The 26113-nt window shown below is 60.4% G+C and carries 23 protein-coding genes; 8 read left to right on the top strand and 15 right to left on the bottom strand.

Annotated features, from left to right (window positions below):
• Positions 1–6: 6 nt before the first annotated feature.
• Complete coding sequence (locus GHO25_RS07710) at positions 7–915, bottom strand: LysR family transcriptional regulator (RefSeq protein ID WP_153390440.1); 909 nt, start codon at positions 913–915, stop codon at positions 7–9.
• A gap of 125 nt (positions 916–1040) precedes the next feature.
• Between GHO25_RS07710 and GHO25_RS07705 the strand changes: the two genes are divergently transcribed.
• Complete coding sequence (locus GHO25_RS07705) at positions 1041–2561, top strand: MFS transporter (RefSeq protein ID WP_153390438.1); 1521 nt, start codon at positions 1041–1043, stop codon at positions 2559–2561.
• 92 nt (positions 2562–2653) lie between these two features.
• On the opposite strand, the gene GHO25_RS07700 is transcribed toward GHO25_RS07705, so the two are convergent.
• The 6 genes from GHO25_RS07700 to GHO25_RS07675 all read right to left on the bottom strand — a co-directional run bounded on the left by GHO25_RS07700 (position 2654) and on the right by GHO25_RS07675 (position 7917).
• The gene (locus tag GHO25_RS07700; RefSeq protein WP_178110026.1) at positions 2654–3379 is read right to left on the bottom strand and encodes an amino acid ABC transporter ATP-binding protein; all 726 of its coding nucleotides are present in this window, start codon (positions 3377–3379) and stop codon (positions 2654–2656) included.
• A 79-nt stretch (positions 3380–3458) separates the two neighbouring features.
• Positions 3459–4700, bottom strand: coding sequence for an FAD-binding oxidoreductase (locus tag GHO25_RS07695; RefSeq protein ID WP_153390434.1), 1242 nt, complete (start codon positions 4698–4700; stop codon positions 3459–3461).
• Positions 4701–4748: 48 nt separating this feature from the next.
• On the bottom strand, positions 4749–5459 hold the full coding sequence (locus GHO25_RS07690; protein ID WP_048369033.1) for an ABC transporter permease: 711 nt from the start codon (positions 5457–5459) through the stop codon (positions 4749–4751).
• Positions 5456–6175, bottom strand: a complete 720-nt coding sequence (locus GHO25_RS07685; protein ID WP_048369034.1) for an ABC transporter permease — start codon at positions 6173–6175, stop codon at positions 5456–5458. Before GHO25_RS07685 ends, GHO25_RS07690 begins: the two co-directional genes overlap by 4 nt.
• Positions 6176–6278: 103 nt before the next feature.
• Positions 6279–7028 carry a transporter substrate-binding domain-containing protein gene (locus GHO25_RS07680; RefSeq protein WP_048369035.1) on the bottom strand — a complete coding sequence of 250 codons (750 nt, stop codon included), beginning with the start codon at positions 7026–7028 and terminating at the stop codon, positions 6279–6281.
• A gap of 13 nt (positions 7029–7041) precedes the next feature.
• Complete coding sequence (locus tag GHO25_RS07675; protein ID WP_178110024.1) at positions 7042–7917, bottom strand: MurR/RpiR family transcriptional regulator; 876 nt, start codon at positions 7915–7917, stop codon at positions 7042–7044.
• A 142-nt stretch (positions 7918–8059) separates the two neighbouring features.
• Here GHO25_RS07675 and GHO25_RS07670 point away from each other — a divergent pair, with 142 nt between their 5' ends.
• Positions 8060–9091 (top strand): Ldh family oxidoreductase, encoded by a 1032-nt coding sequence (locus tag GHO25_RS07670; protein WP_048369037.1) that lies wholly within the window; start codon positions 8060–8062, stop codon positions 9089–9091.
• A 109-nt stretch (positions 9092–9200) separates the two neighbouring features.
• Here the strand turns inward: GHO25_RS07670 and GHO25_RS07665 are convergent, their stop codons facing one another.
• Both GHO25_RS07665 and GHO25_RS07660 read right to left on the bottom strand, forming a co-directional pair.
• A complete protein-coding gene (locus tag GHO25_RS07665) occupies positions 9201–10235 on the bottom strand; it encodes an AraC family transcriptional regulator (RefSeq protein ID WP_048369038.1) in 1035 nt (344 codons plus the stop codon).
• Entirely contained in the window at positions 10232–11152 is a 921-nt protein-coding gene (locus tag GHO25_RS07660; RefSeq protein ID WP_048369039.1) for a GGDEF domain-containing protein, read from the bottom strand. Before GHO25_RS07660 ends, GHO25_RS07665 begins: the two co-directional genes overlap by 4 nt.
• A 367-nt stretch (positions 11153–11519) precedes the next feature.
• Here GHO25_RS07660 and GHO25_RS07655 point away from each other — a divergent pair, with 367 nt between their 5' ends.
• The 6 genes from GHO25_RS07655 (at position 11520) to GHO25_RS07630 (ending at position 19830) form a co-directional block, all read left to right on the top strand.
• Positions 11520–14054 carry a TonB-dependent receptor gene (locus GHO25_RS07655; RefSeq protein ID WP_153390430.1) on the top strand — a complete coding sequence of 845 codons (2535 nt, stop codon included), beginning with the start codon at positions 11520–11522 and terminating at the stop codon, positions 14052–14054.
• A gap of 144 nt (positions 14055–14198) precedes the next feature.
• On the top strand, positions 14199–16106 hold the full coding sequence (locus tag GHO25_RS07650) for a phytase (RefSeq protein WP_153390428.1): 1908 nt from the start codon (positions 14199–14201) through the stop codon (positions 16104–16106).
• Positions 16107–16157: 51 nt separating this feature from the next.
• The gene (gene tolQ, locus GHO25_RS07645; protein ID WP_153390426.1) at positions 16158–16868 is read left to right on the top strand and encodes a protein TolQ; all 711 of its coding nucleotides are present in this window, start codon (positions 16158–16160) and stop codon (positions 16866–16868) included.
• A gap of 14 nt (positions 16869–16882) precedes the next feature.
• Positions 16883–17329 (top strand): protein TolR, encoded by a 447-nt coding sequence (gene tolR / locus GHO25_RS07640; protein WP_123748728.1) that lies wholly within the window; start codon positions 16883–16885, stop codon positions 17327–17329.
• Positions 17326–18114, top strand: coding sequence for an energy transducer TonB (locus GHO25_RS07635; RefSeq protein ID WP_153390424.1), 789 nt, complete (start codon positions 17326–17328; stop codon positions 18112–18114). The genes tolR and GHO25_RS07635 overlap by 4 nt, the downstream gene beginning before the upstream one ends.
• A gap of 225 nt (positions 18115–18339) precedes the next feature.
• Positions 18340–19830, top strand: a complete 1491-nt coding sequence (locus GHO25_RS07630) for a DASS family sodium-coupled anion symporter (protein ID WP_048388713.1) — start codon at positions 18340–18342, stop codon at positions 19828–19830.
• 96 nt (positions 19831–19926) lie between these two features.
• On the opposite strand, the gene GHO25_RS07625 is transcribed toward GHO25_RS07630, so the two are convergent.
• From GHO25_RS07625 to GHO25_RS07600, 6 genes are read right to left on the bottom strand one after another with little or no spacing between them, the layout of a single operon-like run.
• A complete protein-coding gene (locus GHO25_RS07625) occupies positions 19927–20298 on the bottom strand; it encodes a Na+/H+ antiporter subunit G (RefSeq protein ID WP_048369045.1) in 372 nt (123 codons plus the stop codon).
• Complete coding sequence (locus GHO25_RS07620) at positions 20295–20573, bottom strand: K+/H+ antiporter subunit F (RefSeq protein WP_048369046.1); 279 nt, start codon at positions 20571–20573, stop codon at positions 20295–20297. Before GHO25_RS07620 ends, GHO25_RS07625 begins: the two co-directional genes overlap by 4 nt.
• Positions 20570–21058, bottom strand: a complete 489-nt coding sequence (locus tag GHO25_RS07615; protein ID WP_048388624.1) for a Na+/H+ antiporter subunit E — start codon at positions 21056–21058, stop codon at positions 20570–20572. Before GHO25_RS07615 ends, GHO25_RS07620 begins: the two co-directional genes overlap by 4 nt.
• Positions 21055–22734 (bottom strand): monovalent cation/H+ antiporter subunit D, encoded by a 1680-nt coding sequence (locus GHO25_RS07610; RefSeq protein ID WP_153390422.1) that lies wholly within the window; start codon positions 22732–22734, stop codon positions 21055–21057. The genes GHO25_RS07615 and GHO25_RS07610 overlap by 4 nt, the downstream gene beginning before the upstream one ends.
• On the bottom strand, positions 22731–23075 hold the full coding sequence (locus tag GHO25_RS07605; protein ID WP_048369049.1) for a Na+/H+ antiporter subunit C: 345 nt from the start codon (positions 23073–23075) through the stop codon (positions 22731–22733). The genes GHO25_RS07610 and GHO25_RS07605 overlap by 4 nt, the downstream gene beginning before the upstream one ends.
• Positions 23075–25981 (bottom strand): monovalent cation/H+ antiporter subunit A, encoded by a 2907-nt coding sequence (locus GHO25_RS07600; RefSeq protein WP_153390420.1) that lies wholly within the window; start codon positions 25979–25981, stop codon positions 23075–23077. The genes GHO25_RS07605 and GHO25_RS07600 overlap by 1 nt, the downstream gene beginning before the upstream one ends.
• Positions 25982–26113 lie beyond the last annotated feature (132 nt).

Here is a 26113-nt window from a genome sequence, read left to right as displayed (position 1 = left end):
TCGCTCCTACAAGGGCTGGGGGCGTGCGTCCAGGGTCATGTGTTCGGCTAGGAAGTCGACGAACACGCGCAGCTTCGGCAGCAAATGGCGGCTGCTGGGCCACAGCACCGAAAAACGCCCGTGTGCGCTGATGTGATCGGCCAGCACGGCGACCAATTGCTGGCTCTGCAACGCCTGGCGCACGGCAAAGTCGGGCACGTAAGCCAGGCCAAAACCGCCCGTAGCGGCGCTGATCAATGCTTCCAGATTGTTGAACACCAGCGGGGTTGAGCGCTTCCACAGGCTGTCGTCCTCGTCGCCGGTAAAGGCCCATTCCTGTAACTGGCCGTTGCTGGGGAACCGGTAGCGCAGGCACACGTGCTGCTTCAAATCGTGAGGCGTCTGCGGTACACCCAGGCGGGCAAAATAGTCCGGTGCGCCGACCAGCACAAAGTGGAAGGTGCCCAGCGGCTTGCTCTTGAGCCGCGAGTCGGCAAAGTCGCCGCTGCGGATCACCGCGTCCATGCCTTCGCCTATCACATCGACCATGCGGTCGCTGAAGTCCATGTCCAGTTCGATTTCGGGGTAGCGCCGGGTGAATTCGCCGAGTATTGGCAGCAACATGCGGTAGCCAATCGCGGGCAGGCTCACGCGCAAGCGACCGCGTGGCGCATCCCGCGATGAGTGCAGTTCGGCCTCGGCTTCTTCCAGTTCATCGAGGATCTTGCTGCAACGCTCAAAGAACAGCGTGCCGCCTTCGGTCAGGCTCAAGCGTCGGGTGCTGCGATTGAATAGGCGCACGCCAAGCCCGTCTTCAAGGCGCGCAACGCTCTTGCCAACGGCAGAAGCCGAAATCCCCAGCCGCTCGGCGGCGGCCACGTAACTGCCCAGTCTGGCGGCAATCACGAACGCATTCAGACCACTCAAGCTTTCCATGTGCTGCCTTTATTAAGGAGTTTTGGTTGGGTTAGAGCGGATTTATAGCCTGTTTTTCTCCGATTGGATCGCTTTTATCCTAGTTGAACCTTCTTTTGCTGGGCCTTCTGGCCGGAGCGTTACCCATGAGTCTTGATCGCACATCCAGCGTGTCCGCTGGCTGGACCTTGCTCGCCGTCTGCACGGCGGCGCTGATTCTGCCGCTAAGTTTTTCCGGTGGTGCGCTGGCCACACCGGCCATTGGCCTTGATCTGGGCGCCGGGCCGCTGGCGCTGACCTGGATTACCAACGCCTTTATGTTGAGTTTTGGCAGCTTGTTGATGGCGGCTGGCACCCTGGCGGACCGCTATGGGCGTAAACGCATGTTTGTCTCGGGCGTTGGCGTGTTTGTCTTGGCGTCGCTGGCTTTGGGCTTGGCGCCGAACATTGTCTGGCTGGACGGGTTGCGCGCTTTACAAGGTGTGGGCGCCGCCGCGGCCTTGGCGGGTGGGAGCGCGGCCTTGGCCAATACGTTCGAAGGGCGCAGTCAGACCAAGGCATTCAGCCTGTTAGGCACCAGCTTTGGCGTCGGCCTGGCGCTGGGGCCGATTCTGGCGGGGGTGCTGATCGAGCATATCGGCTGGCGCGCGGTGTTTGTTTCGGGCGCGTTAATCGGCGGGCTGGCGTTGCTGATGGCGATCCCGATGATGCACGAGTCCAAAGACCCGCACGCCAGCAAGCTGGACGCTAAAGGCACTGTGAGTTTCACCGCCGCATTGGTGCTGTTTACCTGGGGCATATTGCTGGTACCGAGTACGGGCTGGAACAGCGAGCCGGTGATCGGCATGTTGCTCGGGGCGCTGGTTTGCGTGCTGGCGTTTGTGCGTATAGAACGGCGGGTGACGCGGCCTATGCTCGACCTGTCACTGTTCCGTTACTCGCGTTTTGTCGGCGTGCAATTGCTGCCAGTGGCCACCTGTTTTTGTTTTGTGGTGCTGCTGGTGTTGCTGCCGGTCCGTTTGATTGGCATCGAAGGGCGCAGTGCAACCGACACCGGGTTGCTGATGATTGCCTTGTCGGCGCCGATGCTGATCGTGCCTTATCTGGCAGGCGTGCTGACCCACTGGACCTCGGCGCGGGTGTTGTCGGCGGTGGGTTTGTTGATCGCGGCGGCCGGGTTGCTGCTGCTGAGCCGGGTGGGGATCAATCAGCCGACGCTCGAGTGGGTTGTCCCGCTGCTGGTGATCGGCATCGGTACGGGTTTGCCGTGGGGTTTGATGGACGGGTTGTCGGTGAGCGTTGTGCCCAAGGAGCGTGCGGGCATGGCGACCGGTATCTTCGGCACCACCCGCGTCGCGGGTGAGGGGATCTCGCTGGCGATTGTCAGCGCGCTGCTGGCGGTATTGATTCAACGCCATTTGCCCAGCCAAAGCGCGGGGGCGGCGCAGTACCTGGCAACGGGCGACCTGAGCCAGGCCACGGGTGTGGCCCAAGGGCTGGAGCAGGCCGTGCTGGGCGCGGCCTACCTGCAAGCGTTCCAGGTACTGCTTTACGGGCTGGCCGCCCTGACCGTGGCCGTTGCCCTGCTGATCCTGTGGTTTTTGCGCCAAAACCTCGTAGTCGCTGCCGAAGGCTGCGAAGGAGTGCGAAGCACTCCGTTTCCTTGAAGTCCTCGCGGACTTCATCGCAGCCTGCGGCAGCGACTACAGAAGATCAGTGCACGATCTGCGCGGACTTCATCGCTACGACGATCAACCGTTCAATGCACGATCTGCGCAAGGAACGCTTTGGCCCTTGGGCTTTTCGGGGCGTTGAAGAAGTCTTCGGGCGGGGAGTCTTCGATGATCATGCCGCCATCGAGAAACAACACCCGCTCGGCCACTTGCCGGGCAAAGCCCATTTCATGGGTCACGCACATCATGGTCATGCCGCTGCCTGCCAGTTTGACCATCACGTCCAGCACTTCGCTGACCATTTCCGGGTCCAGGGCCGAGGTCGGTTCATCAAACAACATGATCTTGGGTTCCATGCACAGCGCTCGGGCAATCGCCACGCGCTGTTGCTGTCCACCGGAGAGCTGGCTCGGGTATTTGTCGGCCTGGCTGGCAATGCCGACTTTCTCCAGAAAGTGCTGGGCCAGTTCCACGGCTTTTTTACGCGGCAACCCGCGCACCGACATCGGCGCCAGAATGCAGTTGTCGAGCACGCTCATGTGCGGGAACAGGTTGAAGTGCTGGAACACCATGCCGATTTCGCTGCGCACTTTGGCCGCTTCACGGCTGGGCTGTGACAGGTCGGTGCTGTTGACCAGGATCTGGCCTTTTTCAGCGATTTCGAGGCGGTTGATGCAGCGGATCAAGGTCGATTTGCCCGAACCGGACGGGCCGCACAGGACGATACGCTCGCCTTCGTGCACTTTCAGGTCGATGCCTTTAAGTACATGGAACGCGCTGTAGTATTTGTTCAGGCCCGAGATATCCACCACCACCTTGCGTGTGTCAGTCGATGGCGACACGGGGTTATGAACGTAAGCAGAATGAGCTTGCATAGTGTGTCTCCAACGATCAGTTAAAGCGCTCGGCGCTGTAGGGAGTCGGGTCGGTAAAAGGTGTTTCGCCGGTCATCATTTCTGCCAGCAGGCGCCCGCTGACCGGGCCCAGGGTGAGGCCGTGGTGGGCATGCCCAAAGTTGAACCACAAGCCTTTGTGCCGACTGGCCGGGCCGATCACCGGGCACATGTCCGGCAGGCACGGGCGGCGCCCCAGCCACGGCTCGGCATCGACACGCGGGCCGAGCGGGTACAGGCGTTGGGCGCGTTCTTCACAGCGGCGCAGCTGGATTTCATTGATCGGGTCATCGCTGTCGGCAAATTCGATGCCGGTGGTCAGGCGAATACCGCCGACCATGGGCGCCAACACGTAACCGCCGATTGAATCGAGGATCGGGTGCTGCATGGTGTGGCCGTCTTTGGCGGCGTAATGCATGTGGTAACCACGCTTGATCGCCAAGGGGATGCGATAGCCCAGCGGCTCGAAAATCCCCCGGGCCTGCGGGCCCAGCGCAACCACCACTTCATTGGCCACGATCAGGCCTTTTTGGCTCTCGACCTGCCATTGTCCGGCGGTCGCTCGCAAGCTTGTGGCGTCGCCGATCACAAAGCGGCCGCCGCGCTGGACAAACAGCTCGGCGTAGCCGCGGGTCAAGCCGCCGGGGTCGCAGACGGTCTTGGGGTCGAGCCAGTGAATGCCGCCCAGCACGTCGCTGTGCAGGCCCGGTTCAAGGGCGTGCACCTGTTGCTTGTCGAGTACGCGGTAATTGAGCTTGAACCGGCCCAAAGACGCCGCATCACGCTGGGCTTTGTCGAAGTCTGCCGGTGTGCGGTACACCTCGACCCAGCCGCTGTCCTGAATCAGCCCGGTCATGCCCGCAGGTTCTGCCAGCAGGTCGTGTTCACTCACGCACTTTTCAATCAGCGGCAGCATCGCTTCAGTGGCTTTGGCCAGGCCTTTGCTGCCGGACTGCTGCCAGTACTGCATCAGCCACGGCCCGGCTTTGGGCAGGTGCTTGAGGCTGTAACGCACATCGGGCTGCTGATTGAGCCCGTAACGCAGCAAGCGGGAGAGCTCACGCGGGAACGAATACGGGATCACGCTGGCGCGCTCGATCAGCCCGGCGTTGCCATGGCTGGTGCCGCTGCCCGGTTGGTCGCGGTCAAGCAAGACAACGTTGCGTCCGCGGGCCTGGAGTTGCAACGCGGTACTGACGCCGATAATGCCGGCTCCCAGAACGAGAGTGTCGCAATGCATAAACAAATCCTTAAAACAGGGGCCGTATGTGCAGCCCGAACAATGGGCTTACTGCAGGTGGCGGCTGAGGCGGCCTTCGATAAATTTGAGGGTGCGGCGCACGATCTCGACGATCAGCAGGTACAGCACGGCGGCCCACAGGTACACCTGGAAATCGAACGTGCGGGCAAAGACCATTTTGGTCACGCCCATCAGGTCATAAATGGTTACCAGAGAGGCGATGGCGCTGGCTTTGATCATCAGGATCAGTTCGTTGCCCAGCGGGCCGATTGCTACCAGCAACGACTGCGGCAGGATGACCTTGCGAAAGGTGGTCCAGCGCGACAGGTTCAGTGCCTTGCACGCTTCACGCTGGCCCTGGGCGACTGACATGATGCTGCCGCGCAGAATCTCGGCCTGATACGCCGCCGTGTTCAAGGTAAAGGCCAGCAGGGTGCACAGCCAGGCATCGCGGAAGAACCACCACAGGCCGATGTCTTGCCAAAAGCTCTTGAACGAGCCCAGGCCGTAATACAGCAAGAACAACTGCGCCAGCAGCGGCGAACCACGGAAGAAGTACACATAGGCGCCGGTGAAGTTACGCAGCAGGCGATTGCTGGACAAACGCCCCAGCGCAATCAACAAGCCCAGCAACGCGCCGAGGGTGAATGAAATCGCCACCAGCTTGGCGGTCACCAGCAGCCCGTCAATAAAGCGCGGGGCGAAGCGTTCGAGCAATTCGGGGTCGAGAATCATGTTTTGCAGATCCGCCAGGCTCATGACTGCACGCTCCGTATGTGGCGGTTGAAGTAGCGTTCCATAAAGGCGAACAGACGCCCGGAAATCGTCGAGAAAAACAGGTAGATAAAGCACGCAACGGTGTAGAACAGCATCGGGTCTTTGGTCACGCTGACCGCCAGGTTGGTTTGGCGCATCAGGTCGACCAGGGCGATGGTTGAGACCAGCGAGGTATCCTTGAGCAGCGACAGCCAGTTGTTCGACAGGCCGGGCAGGGCGATGCGCGCCAGTTGCGGCAGCACTACTTTGCGAAAGGTGGTGAACTTCGACAGGCCCAGCGCCGAGGCGGCTTCGTATTGCCCTTTAGGGATGGTCTTGAACGCGCCCAGCCAGATCTCGCTGGAGAACGCGGCAAACACCAGGCTGAAGGCAATCATGGCGGCAACAAAGGTATTGATCGTGAACTGCACGTCATACCCCATGGCCTCAAGGATCTTTTGCGCGGCGATCTGGCAGCCGTAGTAAATGATCAGCAGCGTCAGCAGTTCCGGCAAACCCCGGAACACCGTGGAAAAGGTCGTGGCCCAGGCACGTACCCAGCGGTTTTTCGAGCGTGCGGCGACGGCCACCAGCAGCCCCAGCGGCAAACCGATGGGCAGGCAGCTCAAGGCCAGGGCAATGGTCACCAGCGAACCGGCCAGCAGCGCTGAACCCCAGCCGCCACTGGCAAATGAGAGAAGTGAAAGTTGTTCGAGCATGCTCGAGTCCCCGGTCAAAAAAAGGCGAAGGTAAGCCACTGCGCACCATGGGCGCGCAGGGCAGGGTCATCGGCAGGGAGGCCCTCAATCGAGGGCGAAAGACTTAGTAGATGTCGAAGTCGAAGTACTTGCTGGAGATCTTTTTATAGGTGCCGTCGGCGACGATTTCGTCCAGCGCTTTGTTAAAGCGTTCACGCAGGGCATCATCGTTTTGGCGCACGGCAATGGCGGCGTCATCCAGGGTGCCGTCAACGTCACCAATGATTTTGCAGCAGTCCTTGCCGGTTTTATTGACCCACTCCAACAGTGGGAATTTATCGGCAATCACCACGTCGACACGACCGTTATTCAAATCGGCGTTGGCTTCGTCCAGGGTCGGGTACAGCTTGATGTCGGCTTTTTTGTAGTGGGACTCGGCGTACAGGCTTTGCGTGGCGGCGTTTTGTGCGCCCACAGTCTTGCCGGCGAAGTCCGACTGGGCATCGGTGATGTCCGACTCTTTGCCCACGGCGATGGACAGCGGGGTGCGGTAGTAGTGGTTGGTGAACGCAATTTTCTTTTTGCGCTCTTCGTTGACGATCATCGAGGCGACAATGGCGTCGTACTTTTTGGCCATCAAACCCGCAATGATCCCGTCCCAGTCCTGGGCCACGATGGTGCACTGGGCGTCCATGCGTTTGCACAGCTCTTCGGTGATATCGACGTCGAAGCCGTGCAGTTTGTTGTCCGAATCAACGTAGTTGAACGGTGGGTAAGCACCTTCTGTGGCGATGGTCAGTTTGTCTGCCTGGGCGTTGGCCGCGACCGCGAACACCATTGCACAAGCACTGGCAAAGCGAAGGACGTTGTTCATCTAGCACCTCGTTTTATTGTTTTGATCCGGGTGAGGATGTGTAACCCACGAACTCATTGTGTAAGGCCGCGGTTGCCTCAAGACGCTTCTCAACGTCAGGCCCCAGTTGTTTGCACACTTCATTGATGAGCAGGTGCACCAGCGACAGCATGGCTGCGGTGGATTCCCAGAACAGGTTGAATTCGGTCGGTACGCGAAACACTTCATCGGCGCAGGCATCGGCCCAGTCGCAAAAGGTATCGGTCACCAGCGTGACCGGAATGCCCGCTTCACGCGCTTTACGGCACAGTTGCTGGGCGTGGCGCGAATACCGGCGGGCTTCAAACACCACCAGCGCGCAATCGTCGGGCGGGCACAGCAATACATCGGCGTAATGCCCGGCAGCGCCATCGACCAATTGCACGCCATCACGCAGGTATTGCAGCAAATGCACCATGGAGGCGGCGATCCCGCGCTCGGTCTGGAACCCTGCGACAAACACTTTGCGCCGGGTCGCCAGGCGCTGGCTGACGGTCTGCCAGGCGGGGGTCAGGCTGTATTCGTAAACCTTGACCAGGGCTGCGACTTCCAGCTCAAAGCTGCGCGGCAATGCCTGCGGGCTTTGGCTCGATTGCTGGCGGAATTCTTGCAGGCGATCTCCGACCAGCCACGGGCCATCGCCGAGGTCGTCCTTGAGATCGTTTTTCAGTTCTTTGAAATGGCTGTAACCCAGCGCACGGCAGAAACGCCCAACGCTGGACTCGCTGACACCCAGCTTGGCGGCAATGTCGGCGGCGGTCTGAAACGGCAGTTCGTAGAGGTTCGCCAGCATATAACTGGCAATCGCCCGGCCCGAAGGCGCGGCGGTAGACAGACTGCTTTCAAGGCGTTGTTTAATGGACTGACTCACGGCTGCTTCCTGTTCTTGTTTCAGCGCGGTGGAGAAAGTGAATGTTTTCTGTCATGAAGTCAAGAATTGACAGAGAACTGTCATCGCAGGATAGTGCTTTACCGTCATAACTCGACAATAACAACGAGATCGGAGCCCCCTAATGTCCCAGCCCGTCACCGCCACATCGGCCACCGAGTCGCTTTCCCTGAGCGAACTGACCGCTTTGCTGCAACAGATTTTTGAGCGTCATGGCACCTCCCGCGCTGTGGCGCAGGTATTGGCCGACAACTGTGCCCGGGCTCAGCGCGACGGTTCTTACAGCCACGGGGTGTTCCGCATTCCGGGGTATCTGGCGTCGCTGGCGAGCAACTGGGTCGATGGTCAGGCCGTCCCCAAGGTTGAAGACGTGGCCTCCGGTTTTATCCGCGTGGACGCCGCCAATGGCTTTGCGCAACCGGCCTTGGCGGCGGCCCGCGAGCTGCTGGTTGAAAAGGCCCGCAGCGCCGGGATTGCCGTGCTGGCGATTCGCAACTCCCACCACTTCGCGGCGTTGTGGCCCGATGTTGAGCCGTTTGCCGAAGAAGGCCTGGTGGCCTTGAGCGTGGTCAATAGCATGACCTGCGTAGTGCCGCACGGTGCGCAAAAACCCTTGTTTGGCACCAACCCGATCGCCTTCGCGGCACCCCGTGAAGGCGCCAGCCCTATCGTTTTCGACCTGGCCACCAGCGCCATTGCCCATGGCGACGTACAAATCGCTGCGCGCAAAGGTCACCTGTTGCCAGCGGGCATGGGCGTCGACAAACAGGGCGAGCCGACCGAAGACCCGAAAGCCATTCTCGACGGCGGCGCCTTGCTGCCGTTTGGTGGCCACAAAGGCTCGGCACTGTCGATGATGGTGGAGCTGCTGGCGGCGGCGTTGACGGGTGGCAACTTCTCGTTTGAATTCGACTGGAAAAAACACCCGGGCGCGCAAACCCCGTGGACCGGCCAGTTGCTGATCGTGATTGACCCGAGCAAATCCGGTGGTAATAGCTTCGCCCAGCGCAGCGCCGAGCTGGTACGGCAGATGCACGCCGTGGGCCTTGAGCGCATGCCGGGCGACCGACGCTTTATCGAACGCGCCAAGTCCCTGGAAGCCGGCATTCCGTTGGGCGTAGAAGAATTGGCCAAACTGCGCGCATTGGCTGAATAACCCGATGCATTAAAACCGTGGGAGCGGGCTTGCTCGCGATGGGATCGACTGGGTTTATCAGACTAACCGAGTCGCCCCAATCGCGAGCAAGCCCGCTCCCACAGGGTTTTTACAAGGTCATGAACTTTCGAATCAAATTCGGCGTGCACCCGGTCCAGCGTTTCAACGCCCGGCGGAAGTTGGCCGGGTCGTTGAAGTTCAGGTATTCGGCCACCGCCTCGTTGCTGAACCCCTTGATCTGATACAGGTACAGCGCCACGTGTTTGCGCGCCTGGTCTTGTTGGGCCTGAAAGTGTGTGCCGTGTTTGTTCAGTTTGCGCTTGAGGGTGGCCTGGCTCATCGCAAAATGCTGGGCCACTTCTTCAAGGCCAGGGGCGCGTTGCGCCTGATCGCGCAAGTGCACATACAACCGGTCAAGCAGGCTTGCGCTGAAGCCAAGCTCGTGCAATTGGCTTTGTGCTTGCTGGTGCGCGACTTGCCGGGCAATCGCCGAGGCGTTTGGCCAAGGCCGTGTCAGATACTCGCGGGGCAGGCGCATCAGGTCGAGTTGGCCCCCGAACTGGGTGTTTTCGCCCAAGTGCACCCAGTACTGCTCCACGTAGCGCGGCTCGGGGTAGCTGAAGCTGCATTCCCACGGCAAACGCTCGCCGCTGAGCCATTGGCTCATGGATTTCAAGGCAGTCATGCTGGCTTCCTGGACAAAGCGTAATTGCTCTTGGGCGCCGCAACTGTCGAGCCAATACACATACGCGTAGCGCTCATCCAGCAACAGCCGTGGCGTCAACAAGGGGCTGAGCAGCGCCCGGTGGTGAATGACGGTTTCCAGCGCCTGATGCAGGTTTTGCGCCTGTTGCAGGGCATGGCTGGCCGGGCCGTAGTGGCCCGGCAACAAGCGTTGACCGAACAGAAAACTGCTGTCATCGGCCCCCAGCAAGCGCTGGGCGTTAGCGATCAGGCCGAAGAACTGTTGCGGGCTCAGGCGCGTATTGCCGCCGACGATGTCGTCATAGAACAAGCCGGTGCCGCGCAGTAGCCGATGGCTGTCGATGTCGCGGGACAACGCCAGGTCAATCAGGGTCGCGGGTTGGTAGTGCCCGGGTATAAAGCGCGTGTCGGCTTCATACCAGCGGCTGTCGAGGCTCATGCCCGTTTGCTCCGTACCGGTTTGGCCCGCGCCAGAGCGAGGTTCAAGCGTTTGAGCAATTCATCGGGGGCTTCGTTGAAGGCCATGACCACCGCCGTGCTGGCCGACAAATAGACCCGCTCGCCATGCTGACGGGTTTTGTGCGCAAGGCTCTGCACGGCCTGTTGCAGCTCCAGAGCCAGTAACCGGGCCTGGCTTTCGCCGGTGTTTGGCAGCAGCACCACAAAGCGGTCCCCGGCCAAGCGGCAGAGCAGGTCGTGGCGGCGCAGATTGAGAAGCAACAGCTGACTCAAAGCTTGCAGCACTGCGTCGCCTTCCGCGTGGCCATAGTGCTGATTGAGCGAGGCGAAATCGTCGATATCCAGTGCCAGCAATGACAGCGGTTGTTGCTGCTCAAGGCTCTGCGCCATGCAGTCGCTGACCTGACGCTTGAGGTAATCGGCACCGCCCAGCGGGGTGAGTTTGTCGAACAGGCGATGCTCGCGGAATATGCGTTCGCGCTTTTCCATCTGCTGGTTGATGGCTTGCTGTTCGCGGTGCCAGTGGTACAGGCCGAGGGTCAGCAGAACCATCCCGACCGGCATCGGCCCGGATTCGAGCCAGTGGTTCCAGCCCAGGTGTTTGGGCAGGCGGATAAATTCGTCGAGAACGTCCATCCACCAGGAAAAGAAGATGCAGCACAGGCCAATCGACAGGTAATTGGTGACCCGTCCTGTGGGGCGGCTTTTAAGTACCAGCACCAGCCACAGCAGCACAAACAGCGCGGTGCCGCCTTCGCCGATGATGTCCAGCCACTGCCATTCGTGAAAGGCCTTGGGCGTACCGAACGCCAAGTTCAGCAGCACGCCGATATTGGCGGCCAGAACCAGCAACCCGAGTTTCCAGCGATGGTGCTTAAGGATGTTGAGCCAAGTCATGACGGGTCTACCCAAACGTAATGCAGGCCAGCAGAACAGAGCTCTGTGACAGTGATGTTACGAGGTGTGAGGGTCGAATCAGCTCAAGGGTCCTGCCAAAAATCGTTGATATGAAGTGTGTAGGAGCGAGCTTGTCTCGCGATCTTTTGATGGTTTAAAAGCTCGCGAGGCAAGCTCGCTCCTACAGGGTCTTGGGCTGAAAAAGGTCAAATCAGCTCATCCGGCGCGGATTAGCCCCCTAAAAGCCTCTATTTCCGGGGTGTGTGCCGGGCACTGTCACGGCACTGTCATTGAGCACCCCTAGCGTTCGCTCCCAAGTTGTCGGGCCATTTGCCTGGCCTTAAGCGCGAATTGGGGGAGAGCAAACATGTACAAGGGTCGCAGCAAGACGCAATGGGTCGGCTTTACGTTCAGTGCATTGGCCATGGCCATTGCCAGCGAACGCTTGAGCGCCGCCGAGGCTTCGGTCGCCGGTGCCACTGAACACGTTGAGGTGGTCGGCCAGGCCGTGAGCCTGGACAAGGCGCTCAAGCAGCAACGCAATTCGGACACCATCCAAAGCGTGGTGCACGCCGATGGCGTCGCGCAGTTGCCGAACGCCAACGTTGCCGAAGCCGTACAGCGCCTGCCGGGCATCAGCATCGAGCGCGATCAGGGCGAAGGCCGCTTTGTCAGTGTGCGTGGCCTGGGCCCGGACCTGAACAGCGTGACCATCAACGGTACGCTGGTGCCGTCCCCAGAAAGCAAACGCCGCGCCGTTGCCCTCGACGTGTTGCCCTCTGAGCTGGTGCAGTCGCTGTCGGTGATCAAAACCCTGACCCCGGACATGGACGCCAACTCGCTGGGCGGCACGGTCGACGTCGAAAGCTTGTCGGCCTTTGACCACGACGGCCTGTTCTACACCGCCACCACCCAGGCCGGTTACAACAAGAACACCCACCAGACCAGCCCCAAAGTGTCGGGCGCCATCAGTGATCGCTTCAGCCTCGGCGACGGCATCGACAACTTCGGTGTGGCGGCAGCCCTGAGCTGGAACAAACGCGATTTTGGCTCGGACAACGTCGAAACAGCCGGTGCCTGGGACTTTACAGACGGTGCCAAACTCAACAGCTTCGAGCAGCGGGTGTACGACATCAGTCGCGAGCGCTCCGGGGGCGGCCTGAACTTCGACTACAAGCCCGACGACGACACCAAACTCTACTTGCGCACGCTGTACAGCCGCTTCAAAGACAGCGAGATCCGCAACTCGGACTCGATTGAATACGCCAACCCGCAAGCCGAAGGCGAATTGGGCAAGGCCAAAGCCAAGCGCAAACTCAAGCAGCGCGACGAGACTCAGGAAATCCAGTCTTACGTGTTCGGCGGCGAGCGCAGCATGGGCCCGTGGACCCTGAGCGGGCAGGCCGGTTACAGCGAGTCCAGCGAAGACAGCCCGGCGGGCATCGCCGGGGCGACTTTCAAAAGCATTTCAAGCTTCCCCGACAGCGGCTGGTACGACTCTGAAAAGCCGCGGCCGATCATCGGTGCGGGTTTTTATGACCCGGCCAACTTCATCCTCGACAAAGTCGACGTGAAGAAAGAAATCACCAAAGACAAAGAAAAGAACATCCGCCTCGACCTGGCGCGCGATTACGACGTGGACGGATACGCCTCGCAGTTCAAGTTCGGCGGCAAGGTCAGCCGTCGCAGCAAAGACAACGACACCGAAGCCTGGACCTACAAAAACTTCTCGAAACTGGGTTTCAGCGATGACCAGTTGAACCTCGACCGCTTCAGCAAGGGCGAGCTGGATTACTCCCTCGGCCGTTATGGGCCTGGCATCAGCGCAGGGGCGATCAAAGACCTGATCGGCGGGCTGAACCGCGACAAGTTCTACAACGAGCAGGGGTCGCGGGTGAATGACTTCACCATGCACGAAGACATCAACTCGGCGTACCTGATGAACACCGTAGACATCGACGACTGGCGCTTTATCGCCGGCCTGCGCTACGAAGGCACCGAGTTCGACGCCAAGGGCACGGGCATCCGCAACGGGGTGTATGAAGCCCAGGACACCAAGCGCGACTACCATCACTGGTTGCCGGGCTTGCATGCGCGTTACCAGTTGGCGAAAAACACCCAGGTGCGTGCCGCTTGGACCAACGCGGTGGTGCGCCCGACCTTCGGCCAACTGGCGCCGGGCTTTGTGATCGAGGATGACAAGGCTGAAGTCGGCAACCCGAACCTCAAACCGCTGGAGTCGAGCAACTTCGACCTGGGCATTGAGCACTTCATGGGGCAGGCCGGTACGGTGTCGGCGTTCCTGTTTTACAAAGACATCAAAAACTTCGTCTACAACAATGACCTGGCCGGTACGGGCGCGTGGCGCGACTTCACCGAAGCGCATTCCTATGCCAACGGTGACAACGCCAAGCTGTACGGCCTGGAACTGGCCTACTCGCAGAAATTCGACTGGCTGCCTGCGCCCTGGAACGGCGTGATTGTGGGGGCGAACACCACCTTCAGCCGCTCCAATGCCAGCATTAAAGGCTACGACGCCGCGTCCGGGCAAACCCTCAAGCGCGATATTGACTTGCCGAGCCAGTCCAACACCGTCGGTAACCTGATGCTCGGCTGGGAAGACGACAAGCTCAGCGTGCGCCTGTCAGCCAACTACAAATCGGCCTACCTCTATGAGCTGGCCGGGGTCAACGACAAAGCCCACGACACCCATGTGGCTGCGCAGACCTTTGTGGACTTCAGCGCGCGTTACTCGCTGACCAAAAACCTGCAAGTGAGCTTTGACGCGCAGAACCTGACCGACCAGCCGTACTTCGTCTACAGCGGCAACAGCCGCTACAACAACCAGTACGAAGAGTACGGCCCCACCTACTCTGTAGGCCTGACCTTCACCCATTTTTAAAGCATTGGCGTTTTCTGTAGTCGCTGCCGAAGGCTGCGATAAGGGCCGCAGGACCTTCGCTTTCGAGCAAGAGCGGGGTCGCTGCGCAACCCATCGCAGCCTGCGGCAGCGGCTACAGATACGGCTTCAACGGACGGTATATCCATGTTTCTTTTGTTCAAACACCCACCGCGGCTTTTACCTTTGCTGGTGTGCCTGGCCGCAGGCGGCGTACAGGCGGCGCCAATCAGCGCACCCACCCTGCAACCCTGGGGCACGGGCAAAGCCCAGGCGCTGAGTTATTTGCCGACCGGCAATGATCGCCTGACCGTGAGCAAACGCGACGGTCTGCGGCTGCTCGATGCGCAAGGCAAAACCCTGAGCCAGATCGCCGGCTCGTTCGCCGGGCTGGACAGCCGCCCTCTGGGCGACAACGTACTGGTGGCCAGCCAGGACAAGGCCAAGCAGCAAGTCGCGCTGTTCAGCCTGGACCCGAAAACCCGCGAATGGCAGACACCGACCTACCTGCCCAAACGCGACTATGCGGTAAATGGCGTGTGCTTGTACCGCGATCAGGCGAGCAATGTGTACCTGTTTACCGTGGGTGAAGAGGGCAAGGGTGAGCAATGGCTGGTGGCGGCGGACAGCAAACAACTGGCCGCACCGCTGTTGGTGCGCAGCCTGCCAATGCCGCCGCAAGCCAAGTTCTGCCAGGTTGAGGATGCGGCGCAGCAACTGTTCGTCAACGAAGAAAACGTCGGCTGGTGGGCTTACCCGGCCCATGCCGAGTCTGACGTTGAGCGCTCGCCAGTGGCCATCGTCGAGCCCTTCGGCAACGTTAAAAAGGCCGCAGGGGCCATGGCGGTGGTGCCCGGTGGTGTGCTCGGGCTGGACCCTGAAGCTGCGCAATTGAACCTCTATCAACAGCAAGGCAAGCGCTGGTCGCCAGTGGCCAGCCTGGCGCTTGACGGTGTGACCGAGCCTGAACATCTGGCCCTGCGTGAAACCGCCAAAGGGCTGGATGTACTGGTGCAGGACGGCGCGACCAATCGCCTGTTCCAAGGCACGCTCGACTGGAAAGCCACGCCGGTGGCTCTGCCGCCTGTGCTGCCGGTGATCAAGCCGCTGGTGCAGACCGACGTGGTGATGAGCCAAGGCGATGCTGCTGACGACCCGGCGATTTGGGTCAACCCCAAAAATCCGGCGCAGAGCCGCGTGCTGGGCACCAACAAACAGCAAGGGCTTGAGGTGTACGACTTGCAAGGCAAGCGCGTGCAGCACTTGCCGGTAGGGCGCCTGAACAACGTCGATGTGCGTCCGGGGTTCACCTTGGAGTCGCGCACCGTTGACCTGGCGGTCGCCACTAATCGAGATCACAACAGCTTGAGCGTGTTCAGCATTGATCGTGAGTCTGGCGAGTTGAAAGCCGTGGGCGAGATCGCCACGCCGGTCAAAGACATCTACGGGCTGTGCCTGTTCAAGGCGCCGTCGGGCGAGATCTACAGCTTCGCCAACGATAAGGACGGGACCTTTGTGCAGCACCGTCTGTTTGCCAAGGGTGACCAGGTGCAAGGCGAGCTGGTACGCCAGTTCAAGGTGCCGACCCAGCCTGAAGGTTGCGTTGCCGACGACCAGCGCCAACGCCTGTTTTTGGGTGAAGAGGATGTGGCGGTGTGGGCCGTGGATGCGCGCCCGGATCAGCCCGCTACGTTGACCAGCGTGATCAAGGTCGGTGAGCAGGTGCATGACGACATTGAGGGGCTGGCGCTGTACCAGACCGAAAAAGACAACTACCTGGTGATCTCAAGCCAAGGCAATGACAGCTACGTAGTGGTCGATGCCGAGCCGCCGTTTGCCCTGCGCGGTGCCTTCCGGGTGGGCGTAAACGCCGAAGCCGGGATTGACGGCACCTCCGAAACCGATGGCCTCGACGTGACCTCAGCCAACCTCGGCGGGCCGTGGAGCAAAGGCATGCTGGTGGTGCAGGACGGCCGCAAGCGCATGCCCGAGCAGGCCCAGAACTTCAAGTACATCCCGTGGAGCGAAGTGGCCAAGGCCTTGCGCCTGCCATAACCCGGTCACACGGGGGGTGTATTTAAATCAACAGTCATCAGGAGTTACAACATGCAAGCAACCATGGAACACATGACCATTTGGGGTCTGATCAACGATGCCAGCCTGCTGGTGAAAGGCGTGATGTTGATACTGCTCGCGGCCTCGGTACTGAGCTGGTTCTTGATTGTGCGCCGTAGCGCCATCCTGCGCCGCAGCGAACGCGACATTGAAAGCTTTACCCAGCGCTTGCGGGCGCCGGGTGACCTGGGCGCGCTGTACCGTGAAAGCCGCGACGCCAGCAACCCGGATGCCGGTGCCGAGCAGGTGTTTGTCGCGGCCTACAGCGAATACGCGCAGCTTCGCCAGCAGCCGGGCATTGATGCTGACGGGGTGATGCAAGGCATTGAACGCTCGCTGTATGTAGCCATTACCGAGCAGGAAATCCGCCTCGAAAAAGGCCTGCAATTTCTGGCCACCGTTGGCTCGGTCAGCCCGTATATCGGCCTGTTCGGCACCGTGTGGGGGATCATGAACTCCTTTATCGGTTTATCACAGGTGCAACAGGCCACGTTGTCGACCGTGGCACCGGGCATTGCCGAAGCCTTGATCGCCACCGCGATTGGCTTGTTTGCCGCGATCCCGGCGGTCATCGCCTACAACCGTTTCTCGTCCCGAGGGCAAACCCTGCTGACCCGCTATTACAGCCTCGGCAATGAACTGCAAATGCGCTTGTACCGTGGCTTTCACGCGGGTTCACGGAACATGGCCGCTGCTGCTTAACAGGGAGTTTGAAGATGCTTGCTCGACCACAGCGCAAACACGGGCCCAAGGCCGAAATGAACGTAGTGCCCTACATCGACGTGATGCTGGTGCTGCTGGTGATTTTTATGGTGACTGCGCCGATGTTGACCCAGGGCGTCAAAATTGACCTGCCCAAAGTCGCCAGTGAAGCGTTGGCCAATGACACCCAGCAGAAAATCCTCACCTTGTCGGTCAAGGCCGATGGCGGCTACTACTGGAACCTAGGCAACGAACTTGACACCAAAAACCAGACCGACAGCGCCGTCAGCCTTGAAGAATTGCAAGCCAAAATCGGCCAGGTGGTGGCGCAAGACGGCGACACCCAGGTGTATATTCGTGCCGACAACGACGCCGGTTACGGCAGCGTGGTCAAGGCCATGGCGGCCTTGCAACAAGGCGGTGTGACCAACCTGGGGCTGGTCACAGAGGCTCCGCAATGAGTGCCGCGTTGATGAGTGCCGGGCACGTTGAGGCCCGGCCGCTGCCCTGGACCCGGCTCTGGCACAACAGCCAGGCGGTGGCGGTCACGGTTGCGTTGCACAGTGCGGTGATTGCGTTTTTAGTGCTGGGCTGGAGCATGGAGCACGAAATGGCCGCGCCCGCGCCGAGTACCTTGAAAACCCGCTTGGTGATGATGCCCGCCGAGCCGCTGGTGGCGCCGCCTGAACCGGCACCGCAGCCGGTGGTGGTACCGCCGCCGGTGGTCGAAGCCAAACCCGAAGTGGTCAAGCCGGACCCGCAGATACAGGCACGCAAACTGGAACAGGCGGCATTGGCGCGTAAACGGGTAGAGGAGCAAAAGCAGCTCAAAGAAGAGCAGCAAAAAATGACCCAACAACGCGCCGAGCAGGCCGAGATGCAACGTCAGCAAGTGGCGGCTGAAGCGGCTGCGCAGCAAGCCCGTGTGGCAGCGGATAACGCCAGGCGTGCGCAACAGGCGGCTGCGGCGGCGGATGTGCGGCAATACTTGCCGATCAGCAAACAGGCTCCGGACTACCCGCAGCGTGCGCTGGACAAAGGCATTGAGGGCGATTGCACGGTTGAGTATTCGGTGACACCGCAGGGCAAGGTCGAAAGCCCCAAAGTGGTCGGTGACTGCCACCCGGCGTTTATTCGCCCGTCATTGGTGGCGGCAGCGACGTTTCGCTATCAGCCGCGCATCGTCGATGGTCAGGCAGTGACAGTGCCGGGGGTACGCAATACGTTCCACTATAAAATCCGCTGACTCATCTAAGAGCAACACGGCTCAAGGGTGGGAGCGGGCTTGCTCGCGATGCGCTTCAGTGCGCCTCATTTGCCCGGCAAAGAAGCGTCATCGTTAACGACCATCGCGAGCAAGCCCGCTCCCACAGTTTTTGGTGTGAGCTTCAATAAATACCTGACAAGCATCAACGCGAAACCCGCGTCCTTGACCTATGCTGCATGCGTTTTCAAGCACAAGGAGATGGCCGTGAACGCGCCCGCTACGACCCCGCCGCCGGCAACGGCGAAAGTTAAGTTACCCATAGGTCTGGTCATCGCCATTGTGGCGATGGTGGGCGTTTTACTGATGCCGTTGCCCGCCGACTTGCCGGTCGCCGGGCACCGGATGTTGGCGATTCTGGTGTTTGCCGTGGTGGTGTGGATCACCGAAGCGGTGTCATACGAAGCCAGCGCCATCATGATCACGTCACTGATGGCGTTTTTGATTGGCATGGCTCCCACCCTGGCCGACCCGTCGAAAATCTACGGCACCAACGCAGGGATCACTATGGCCCTCACCGGGTTTTCCAATGCCGCGCTGGCGCTGGTGGCCGGGGCGCTGTTTATTGCGGCGGCCATGACCCACACCGGGCTGGATCGGCGCATTGCGCTGGTGACCCTGTCACGCATCGGCACCAGCACCCGGCGCATTTTGATCGGGGCGATTGCAGTGACCATTCTGCTCAGCCTGGTGGTGCCCAGCGCCACCGCGCGCAGTGCATGTGTGGTGCCGATCATGATGGGGGTGATTCTGGCGTTTGGCGTCGACAAGCGCTCCAATATCGCGGCCGGGATCATGATTGTGGTGGCGCAGGGCACCAGTATCTGGAACGTCGGCATTCAAACCGCCGCCGCGCAAAACCTGCTGACGGTCGGCTTTATGGACAAGATGCTCGGCGAGCGGGTCAATTGGCTCGACTGGCTGATCGCCGGTGCGCCGTGGGCCATCATCATGTCGGCGGTGTTGCTGTTTGTGGTGCTGAAAATGCTCCCGCCGGAAAGCGACAGCATCCCGGGCGGTAAAGAAGCCGTGGAAAAATCACTGGCCGAACTGGGCCCCATGACCGGGCCGCAGAAGCGCCTGATGGCGGTTTCCATCGCGCTGCTGCTGGGCTGGGCCACGGAAGGCAAGTTGCACAGCTTCGACACCACCTCCATTACCTACGCCGGGCTGGTGATTCTGTTGCTGCCGCGTTACGGGGTAATGACCTGGAAGGACGTGCAGTCGCGTATCCCGTGGGGCACGGTGATTGTGTTCGGCGTGGGGATCAGCCTGGGGACGGCGTTGCTGACCACTCAGGCGGGGCAATGGCTGGGCGGGCAGGTAGTGCATAACACCGGGCTGGATCAGGTAGGGCCACTGGGGATTTTTGCGATTCTGGGGGCGTTTCTGATTTTGATTCACCTGGGCTTTGCCAGCGCGACGGCACTGACATCGGCCTTGCTGCCCATTCTGATTGCGGTCTTGCAGACCTTGCCGGGTGAATTCAGCCGCTTGGGCATGACCATGTTGCTGGGCTTTGTAGTGAGCTACGGCTTTATCCTGCCCATCAACGCCCCGCAAAACATGGTGTGCCTGGGCACACAAACCTTCACCGCCAAGCAATTTGCCAAGGTCGGCTTGATAGTCACCGTGGTGGGTTACCTGCTGATGTTGCTGTTTGGCGCGACGTACTGGAGCTGGCTGGGCTGGATGTAACCGAAATGATGACGTTGTAGGAGCTGCCGAAGGCTGCGATCTTTTGATTTTCAAGGTCAACAGATCGCAGCCTGCGGCAGCTCCTACAGGGTGGAGTTAGCTACCACCTTCGCTGCGGCCGCCGCTGCTGACTTCGGCGGGTACATCCTCACCGGCCATGCGCTTGCGGAACAATGACGTGCGGGCCAGCAGCAAGGTGGTCACCGGCACGGTAATCGCCAGCAGAATCGGGATCAGCCAGGCGTGCAGGACCGGCGTGGATTTAAGTGCCGAGAAGTACACAATCGAGGCCAGTGCCACGCACCAGGCGCCAAGGGTTGAAGCCAGTGCAGGCGGGTGCATGCGCTGGAAAAAGTCTTTGAGGCGCAGCATCCCGATGGCACCAAACAGCGCAAACAGGCTACTGACCACCAGCAGTACGGCCACCGGTATCTCGATCCAGAGCGACAGCTCGCTGACGGAATTCATTCAATTACCTCCCCACGCAGCAGGAACTTGGCCAGCGCAAACGAGCCGACAAACCCGAACAGGGCGATCAGCAAGGCGGCCTCGAAGTAGGTGTCACTGGCATAACGTATGCCCAGCACCAGCATCATCAGCATGGCCACGATATACAGGTAGTCCAGCGCCAGAACCCGGTCCTGGGCCGAAGGGCCCTTAAACAGGCGGACCACGGTCAGCACCATCGCCAGGCTAAAGAAAAACAGGCTGATCAGGATGGCATTGGAGAGCAGGGCACTCATTCAAAGATCTCCATCAAGGGGCGCTCGTAAGCCGTTTTAAAGTGCTCGATAAATTGCGCTTCGTCATCCAGGTCAAAAACGTGCAACAACAGCACGCTGCGGTCCAGCGCCAGTTCGGACCAGACCGTACCCGGCACTACCGTGGTGATCATCGACAAGGCCGCGAGGCCGTTGGCGTCACGCAGGTCAAGGGGGATTTTGATGAACCGCGAGCGTGGCGGGCGCTTGCCAGCATTGAGCACACCCCAGGCCACGGCGATGTTGGACATGATCACGTCACGCCCCACCAAAAAGAACAACTTGAGGATCACACCCGGACGGTGGATGTGAATCGGCAGGGGCCGCAGGGGCGCGAACATGATCGGCGCCAAAAAGCCCAGCGCTGCACCGAGCAACAGATTGCCGGCGCTTAATGACAAGTTGAGCAGCAGCCACAGTAGCCACAACGCCAGGGACAACCACGGTGCCGGGAATAAACGCTTCATGGCTGCACCTCCTGCAACGCCGCTTTGGCAGTGGGCCCCGGTACAGGGCGAGACTCCAGCACCGCCTGCACATAACGCTCTGGGTTGCTCAAGGTCTCGGCGGCGGCCTGGGTAAAGCGCAACAGCGGCTCGGCCTTGATCGTCAGGACCACGCACAGCGCCAGCAACACTACGATAGGCACGCATTCAAGGCGACGCAAAATCGGTGATGGCCGCTCCAGCGGCGTCCAAAAGCGCTGGATGCCCATGCGCGAGAAGGCGATCAAAGAGGCCAGCCCGGACAGAATCAACAGGGCCAGCAAGCACCAGGCGGCGGTAGACACCGGGGCGTTGATCTCGTTGCCCAGCCCGGCCGGGTTGAGCAGCGCGTTGAGCAAGCTGAGCTTGCCGATAAACCCGGACAGCGGCGGCATACCGATAATCAGCAGGGCGCAGGCGATAAAGCTCAAGCCCAGAAACGCCATCGCCCACGGAATAATCTGCCCGACTACGACGTTTTGCTCGTCGTCCAGGTTGGTCCCGCGTGGGGGCGGCTCAACGATGGAAGGTAATGCTTCAGCATCTTCTTCGTACAGCGTCTCGCTGGATGAGCGCGAACGTTCAATGAGCTCGGCCAGCAAGAACAGCGCACTCAGTGCCAGGGTGGAGCTGACCAGATAAAACAGGGCCGCCGCAATCAGGTTGGGTTGGGCAAAACCCACCGCCGACAACAGAATGCCGGCCGACACCAGAATGCTCAGGCTGGCCATGCGCTCCAGGCGCTGGGCCGCGAGGATGGCAATGGCGGCGCAGACAATGGTTGCCATGCCGCCGTAGATCAGCCAGTCGCTGCCAAAGTAGGCCGACGCCCCGGCCTGGCCCGAGAACAGCAGCGTCCACAGGCGCAACACGGTGTAGATCCCGACCTTGGTCATGATTGCAAACAGCGCCGCTACCGGGGCGCTGGCCGAGGAGTAGGCGGGCACCAGCCAGAAGTTAAGCGGCCACATGCCGGCTTTTGCCAGGAAGGCGATGGCCAGAATGGCCGCACCGGCGTGCAACAGGCCACGATCGGCTTCGGGCACCAAGGGAATTTTGAACGCCAGGTCGGCCATGTTCAGCGTGCCGGTGACGCCATAGATCAACGCCGCACCAATCAGGAACAGTGACGAAGCCAGCAGGTTGATCGCGATGTAATGCAGGCCCGACGACACCCGTGCCTTGCCCGAACCGTGCAGCATCAGGCCGTAAGAGGCCGCCAGCAACACTTCGAAAAACACGAACAGGTTGAACAGGTCAGCGGTAAGGAAAGCGCCATACAACCCCATCAACTGGATCTGGAACAGCGCATGGAAGCTGGAACCGGCGCGGTCCCAGCGGGCCATGGCGAACATCAGCGCGCAACTGGCGATCACTCCGGTGAGCACCAGCATCAGTGCCGACAAGCGATCCACCACCAGCACAATGCCGAACGGCACTTGCCAGTTGCTCGGCAGGTACACGCCTATCGAGGCCGGGCTGCCGTTTTGTTGCGTCCATAGCAGCAAGGTGATCGAAATGCACAACCCGAGCAGGGTCGAACCGAGGTTGATACGGGCTTTGAGCGGGCGATGTTTTTCGCCCAGCAACAGCATGCACGCAGCAGTAAGCAGCGGTAGCAGGATGGGCGCGACTATCAAATGCGGCATCAAATTCATTCTTTAGGCTCCCGGCCATCCACATGGTCGGTACCGGTCAGGCCGCGAGAGGCCAGCAAGACCACCAGAAACAGCGCGGTCATGGCAAAACTGATGACGATGGCGGTCAACACCAGTGCCTGCGGCAAAGGGTCGGTGTAGTTGAGCAAGTCTTGCGGTACGCCTTCTTTGATCACAGGCTCCTTGCCGATAAACAGGCTGCCCATGCTGAAAATAAACAGGTTGACCCCGTACGACAGCAAGCACAGGCCCATCACCACCTGAAAGGTTCGAGGGCGCAGGATCAGCCAGGTACCAGAGGCGGCAAGCACCCCGATAGCAATAGCGATAACTTCTTCCATCAGGCAGCTCCCGTCTTGGATTGGAGGGCGGGACGATGGGCTCGTACCGATTGGTGAGCCAGCGCTGTGAGAATCAGCAGCGTGGCGCCGACCACAACGGCAAACACACCAATGTCAAAAAACAGCGCACTGGCCACGTGAATCTCACCCAGCACCGGCAAGCTGAAGTGCGCGGTGTGGGTAGTCAGGAACGGGTAGCCCCACAGCAGCGAGCCCAGCCCGGTCAACGTTGCACAGAGCAACCCGGTGCCCATCCAGCGCAGCGGCCGCAGGCTCATTTGTGCCTCGACCCACTGCGTGCCGGCCACCATGTATTGCAGGATGAACGCCACCGACATCACCAGGCCGGCGACGAAACCGCCGCCAGGCTGGTTGTGACCACGCATAAACAGGTACATCGAGACCATAAACGCAATCGGCAACAGCAAGCGCACCAGCACCGCTGGCACCATCATGAAGCCCAAGGCGGTATCGCTGGCGCTGCGCGGGTTCACCAGGTCGGTGACCACGTCTTTGGCCAGCAAGCGCTGCTGGGCAGGCAATTGCATGCTTTCTTTGGGAGGGCGGAACCGGCGCAGCAGAGCGAACACGGTCAGGGCCACGGCGGCCAGCACGGTGATTTCACCCAGGGTATCGAAACCGCGGAAGTCCACCAGCATCACGTTCACCACGTTGGTACCGCCGCCTTCGGGTAACGCACGGCTGAGGAAGAACGAAGAGATGTGGTTCGGGGTTTGCCGGGTCAACATGGCATATGACAGCACCGCCATACCGCCGCCGACGGCGATCGACAACAGCAAGTCGCGCAGACGACGGATACGGGCTTTGTTCAGGGTGCCAGGCAACGGCGAGACGTCTTCGATCCGCCGTGGCAGCCAGCGCAGGCCCAACAGAATCAGTACCGTGGTCACCACCTCAACCACCAGTTGGGTCAACGCCAGGTCCGGCGCCGAGAACCAGACGAAGGTCACGCAGGTCATCAAGCCGCACACACTGACCATGGTCAAAGCGGCCAGACGGTGGTACTTGGCTTGCCAGGCGGCACCGATGGCACAGGCAATTGCCAGCAGCCATAAGGTCACAAACACAATGGAGCCCGGAATGTTCGGCCGGTCGCCCCAGCTCAAGCCGCTGTAGAGCATCGGGATCAGCCCGGCAACCACCGCCGCCAGTACCAGCAGGAACAACTGGGTTTGCAGGCGCAAGGTGCTCACGCGCCGCTCGACGCGCCGCGCCCGGCGCATGAGCACCACCATGCTGCGTTCGAAGAAACGCTTGCCGTTGAAGTACCTGATCAGCGGCGGCAGCGGGAAGCGCTCAAGCTTGAGCTGCTTGCGCAACAACACGTACAGCACAATACCGCCGGACATGGCGATCAGGCTCATGATCATCGGGGCATTCAGGCCGTGCCAGATGGCCAGGCTGTATTCGGGCAGGTCGCCCCCCACCACCGGTTGAGCGGCCGCAGCGAGAAGAGGGCCGACCGTGTGGGCCGGGAAGATACCGACCATCAGGCAGGTAAACACCAACAATTCTACCGGCGCCCGCATCCAGCGCGGCGGCTCGTGCGGGGTGTGCGGCAGGTCGGTGGCAGGCGGGCCGAAGAACACATCCACGGTAAAGCGCAGCGCGTAAGCAACGCTAAACGTACCGCCAATGGTGGCGATGACAGGCAGGGCAATTTCGACCCAGGCCGTGGAGTTGATGAACACCGTTTCGGCGAAGAACATTTCTTTCGACAAGAAACCGTTGAGCAACGGCACACCGGCCATCGACGCACTGGCTACCATCGCCAGCGTGGCGGTGTACGGCATCAGTTTGAACAGGCCGCTGAGCTTGCGAATATCCCGCGTGCCGGTTTCGTGGTCGATGATCCCGGCCGCCATGAACAGCGAGGCCTTGAAGGTGGCATGGTTGAGGATATGGAACACCGCCGCCACGGCCGCAAGCGGGCTGTTCAGGCCCAGTAGCAGGGTAATCAGGCCCAGGTGACTGATGGTCGAATAGGCCAGCAGGCCCTTGAGATCATTTTGAAACATTGCGCAGTAGGCGCCGAGCACCAGGGTGCAGGCCCCGGCGCCGCTGACAATCCAGAACCATTCTTCGGTTCCGGACAGGGGCGACCACAGCCGCGCCAACAGGAATACCCCGGCCTTGACCATGGTTGCCGAGTGCAGATAAGCCGAAACCGGAGTCGGCGCCGCCATGGCATGGGGTAACCAGAAATGAAACGGGAATTGTGCACTTTTGCTAAGGGCGCCGATGAGAATCAGCGGCAACAGAATGGGGTACAGACTGTGAGCTTTAATCTGGTCGCCTGCGGCCAGCACGACGTCCAGATCATAGCTGCCGACAACATGGCCGAGCAGCATGACCCCCGCCAGCAGGCACAAGCCCCCCGCGCCAGTGACCATCAGCGCCATATAGGCGCCGCGTCGGGCGTCGGAGCGGTGATGCCAGTAGCCGATCAGCAGGAACGAGAAGAGGCTGGTCAGCTCCCAGAAAAATACGATCTGGATCAAGTTGCCCGAAATCACCAGGCCGAGCATCGCGCCCATAAACGCCAGGAAAAACGAGAAGAAGCGCGGCACCGGGTCTTCGGGTGACATGTAGTAACGGGCGTACAGAGACACCAGCGCGCCAATGCCCAGGACCAGAATCGAGAACAGCCAGGCAAACCCGTCCATGCGCAGGACAAAATTGAGGCCGATACTCGGCAGCCACATGAACTCTTCACGAATCACCCCACCATGGGCGATTTGCGGATAGAGCAGGGCAACTTGAACTAAGCCGATCAGAGCAATCAAACCGGCCAGCAGTGATTCACTGTTACGTGCGTTGTGCGGCAAAACAGCCGCCAGACAGCTGCCAATAAATGGCAGAAGCAGTAGAACTATCAGGGACATAGGCTTCTAATCTGCAGGAGTTTGCGAACGATCATACGTGGCGACTTGACGATCACCAACAACGTATCTGTAGATGAATCCTACAAAATGTGTGCAAAACTTTAACAACGAGCCAGGTCTCTTCCTTATTGA

Source organism: Pseudomonas sp. FSL R10-1350, from assembly GCF_009600525.1.
Classification (GTDB): domain Bacteria; phylum Pseudomonadota; class Gammaproteobacteria; order Pseudomonadales; family Pseudomonadaceae; genus Aquipseudomonas; species Aquipseudomonas helleri.
The sequence above is the reverse complement of the archived record's forward strand: the minus strand, read 5'-3'. Positions and strand labels throughout refer to the sequence as shown.

Excerpts from the sequence above, each read along its gene's own strand:
- GHO25_RS07710 (WP_153390440.1), bottom strand. The coding sequence starts at position 915 with ATGGAAAGCTTGAGTGGTCTGAATGCGTTCGTGATTGCCGCCAGACTG.
- GHO25_RS07705 (WP_153390438.1), top strand. The coding sequence starts at position 1,041 with ATGAGTCTTGATCGCACATCCAGCGTGTCCGCTGGCTGGACCTTGCTC.
- GHO25_RS07695 (WP_153390434.1), bottom strand. The coding sequence starts at position 4,700 with ATGCATTGCGACACTCTCGTTCTGGGAGCCGGCATTATCGGCGTCAGT.
- GHO25_RS07690 (WP_048369033.1), bottom strand. The coding sequence starts at position 5,459 with ATGAGCCTGGCGGATCTGCAAAACATGATTCTCGACCCCGAATTGCTC.
- GHO25_RS07685 (WP_048369034.1), bottom strand. The coding sequence starts at position 6,175 with ATGCTCGAACAACTTTCACTTCTCTCATTTGCCAGTGGCGGCTGGGGT.
- GHO25_RS07680 (WP_048369035.1), bottom strand. The coding sequence starts at position 7,028 with ATGAACAACGTCCTTCGCTTTGCCAGTGCTTGTGCAATGGTGTTCGCG.
- GHO25_RS07670 (WP_048369037.1), top strand. The coding sequence starts at position 8,060 with ATGTCCCAGCCCGTCACCGCCACATCGGCCACCGAGTCGCTTTCCCTG.
- GHO25_RS07665 (WP_048369038.1), bottom strand. The coding sequence starts at position 10,235 with ATGAGCCTCGACAGCCGCTGGTATGAAGCCGACACGCGCTTTATACCC.
- GHO25_RS07660 (WP_048369039.1), bottom strand. The coding sequence starts at position 11,152 with ATGACTTGGCTCAACATCCTTAAGCACCATCGCTGGAAACTCGGGTTG.
- GHO25_RS07655 (WP_153390430.1), top strand. The coding sequence starts at position 11,520 with ATGTACAAGGGTCGCAGCAAGACGCAATGGGTCGGCTTTACGTTCAGT.
- GHO25_RS07650 (WP_153390428.1), top strand. The coding sequence starts at position 14,199 with ATGTTTCTTTTGTTCAAACACCCACCGCGGCTTTTACCTTTGCTGGTG.
- tolQ (WP_153390426.1), top strand. The coding sequence starts at position 16,158 with ATGCAAGCAACCATGGAACACATGACCATTTGGGGTCTGATCAACGAT.
- tolR (WP_123748728.1), top strand. The coding sequence starts at position 16,883 with ATGCTTGCTCGACCACAGCGCAAACACGGGCCCAAGGCCGAAATGAAC.
- GHO25_RS07635 (WP_153390424.1), top strand. The coding sequence starts at position 17,326 with ATGAGTGCCGCGTTGATGAGTGCCGGGCACGTTGAGGCCCGGCCGCTG.
- GHO25_RS07625 (WP_048369045.1), bottom strand. The coding sequence starts at position 20,298 with ATGAATTCCGTCAGCGAGCTGTCGCTCTGGATCGAGATACCGGTGGCC.
- GHO25_RS07620 (WP_048369046.1), bottom strand. The coding sequence starts at position 20,573 with ATGAGTGCCCTGCTCTCCAATGCCATCCTGATCAGCCTGTTTTTCTTT.
- GHO25_RS07615 (WP_048388624.1), bottom strand. The coding sequence starts at position 21,058 with ATGAAGCGTTTATTCCCGGCACCGTGGTTGTCCCTGGCGTTGTGGCTA.
- GHO25_RS07610 (WP_153390422.1), bottom strand. The coding sequence starts at position 22,734 with ATGAATTTGATGCCGCATTTGATAGTCGCGCCCATCCTGCTACCGCTG.
- GHO25_RS07605 (WP_048369049.1), bottom strand. The coding sequence starts at position 23,075 with ATGGAAGAAGTTATCGCTATTGCTATCGGGGTGCTTGCCGCCTCTGGT.
- GHO25_RS07600 (WP_153390420.1), bottom strand. The coding sequence starts at position 25,981 with ATGTCCCTGATAGTTCTACTGCTTCTGCCATTTATTGGCAGCTGTCTG.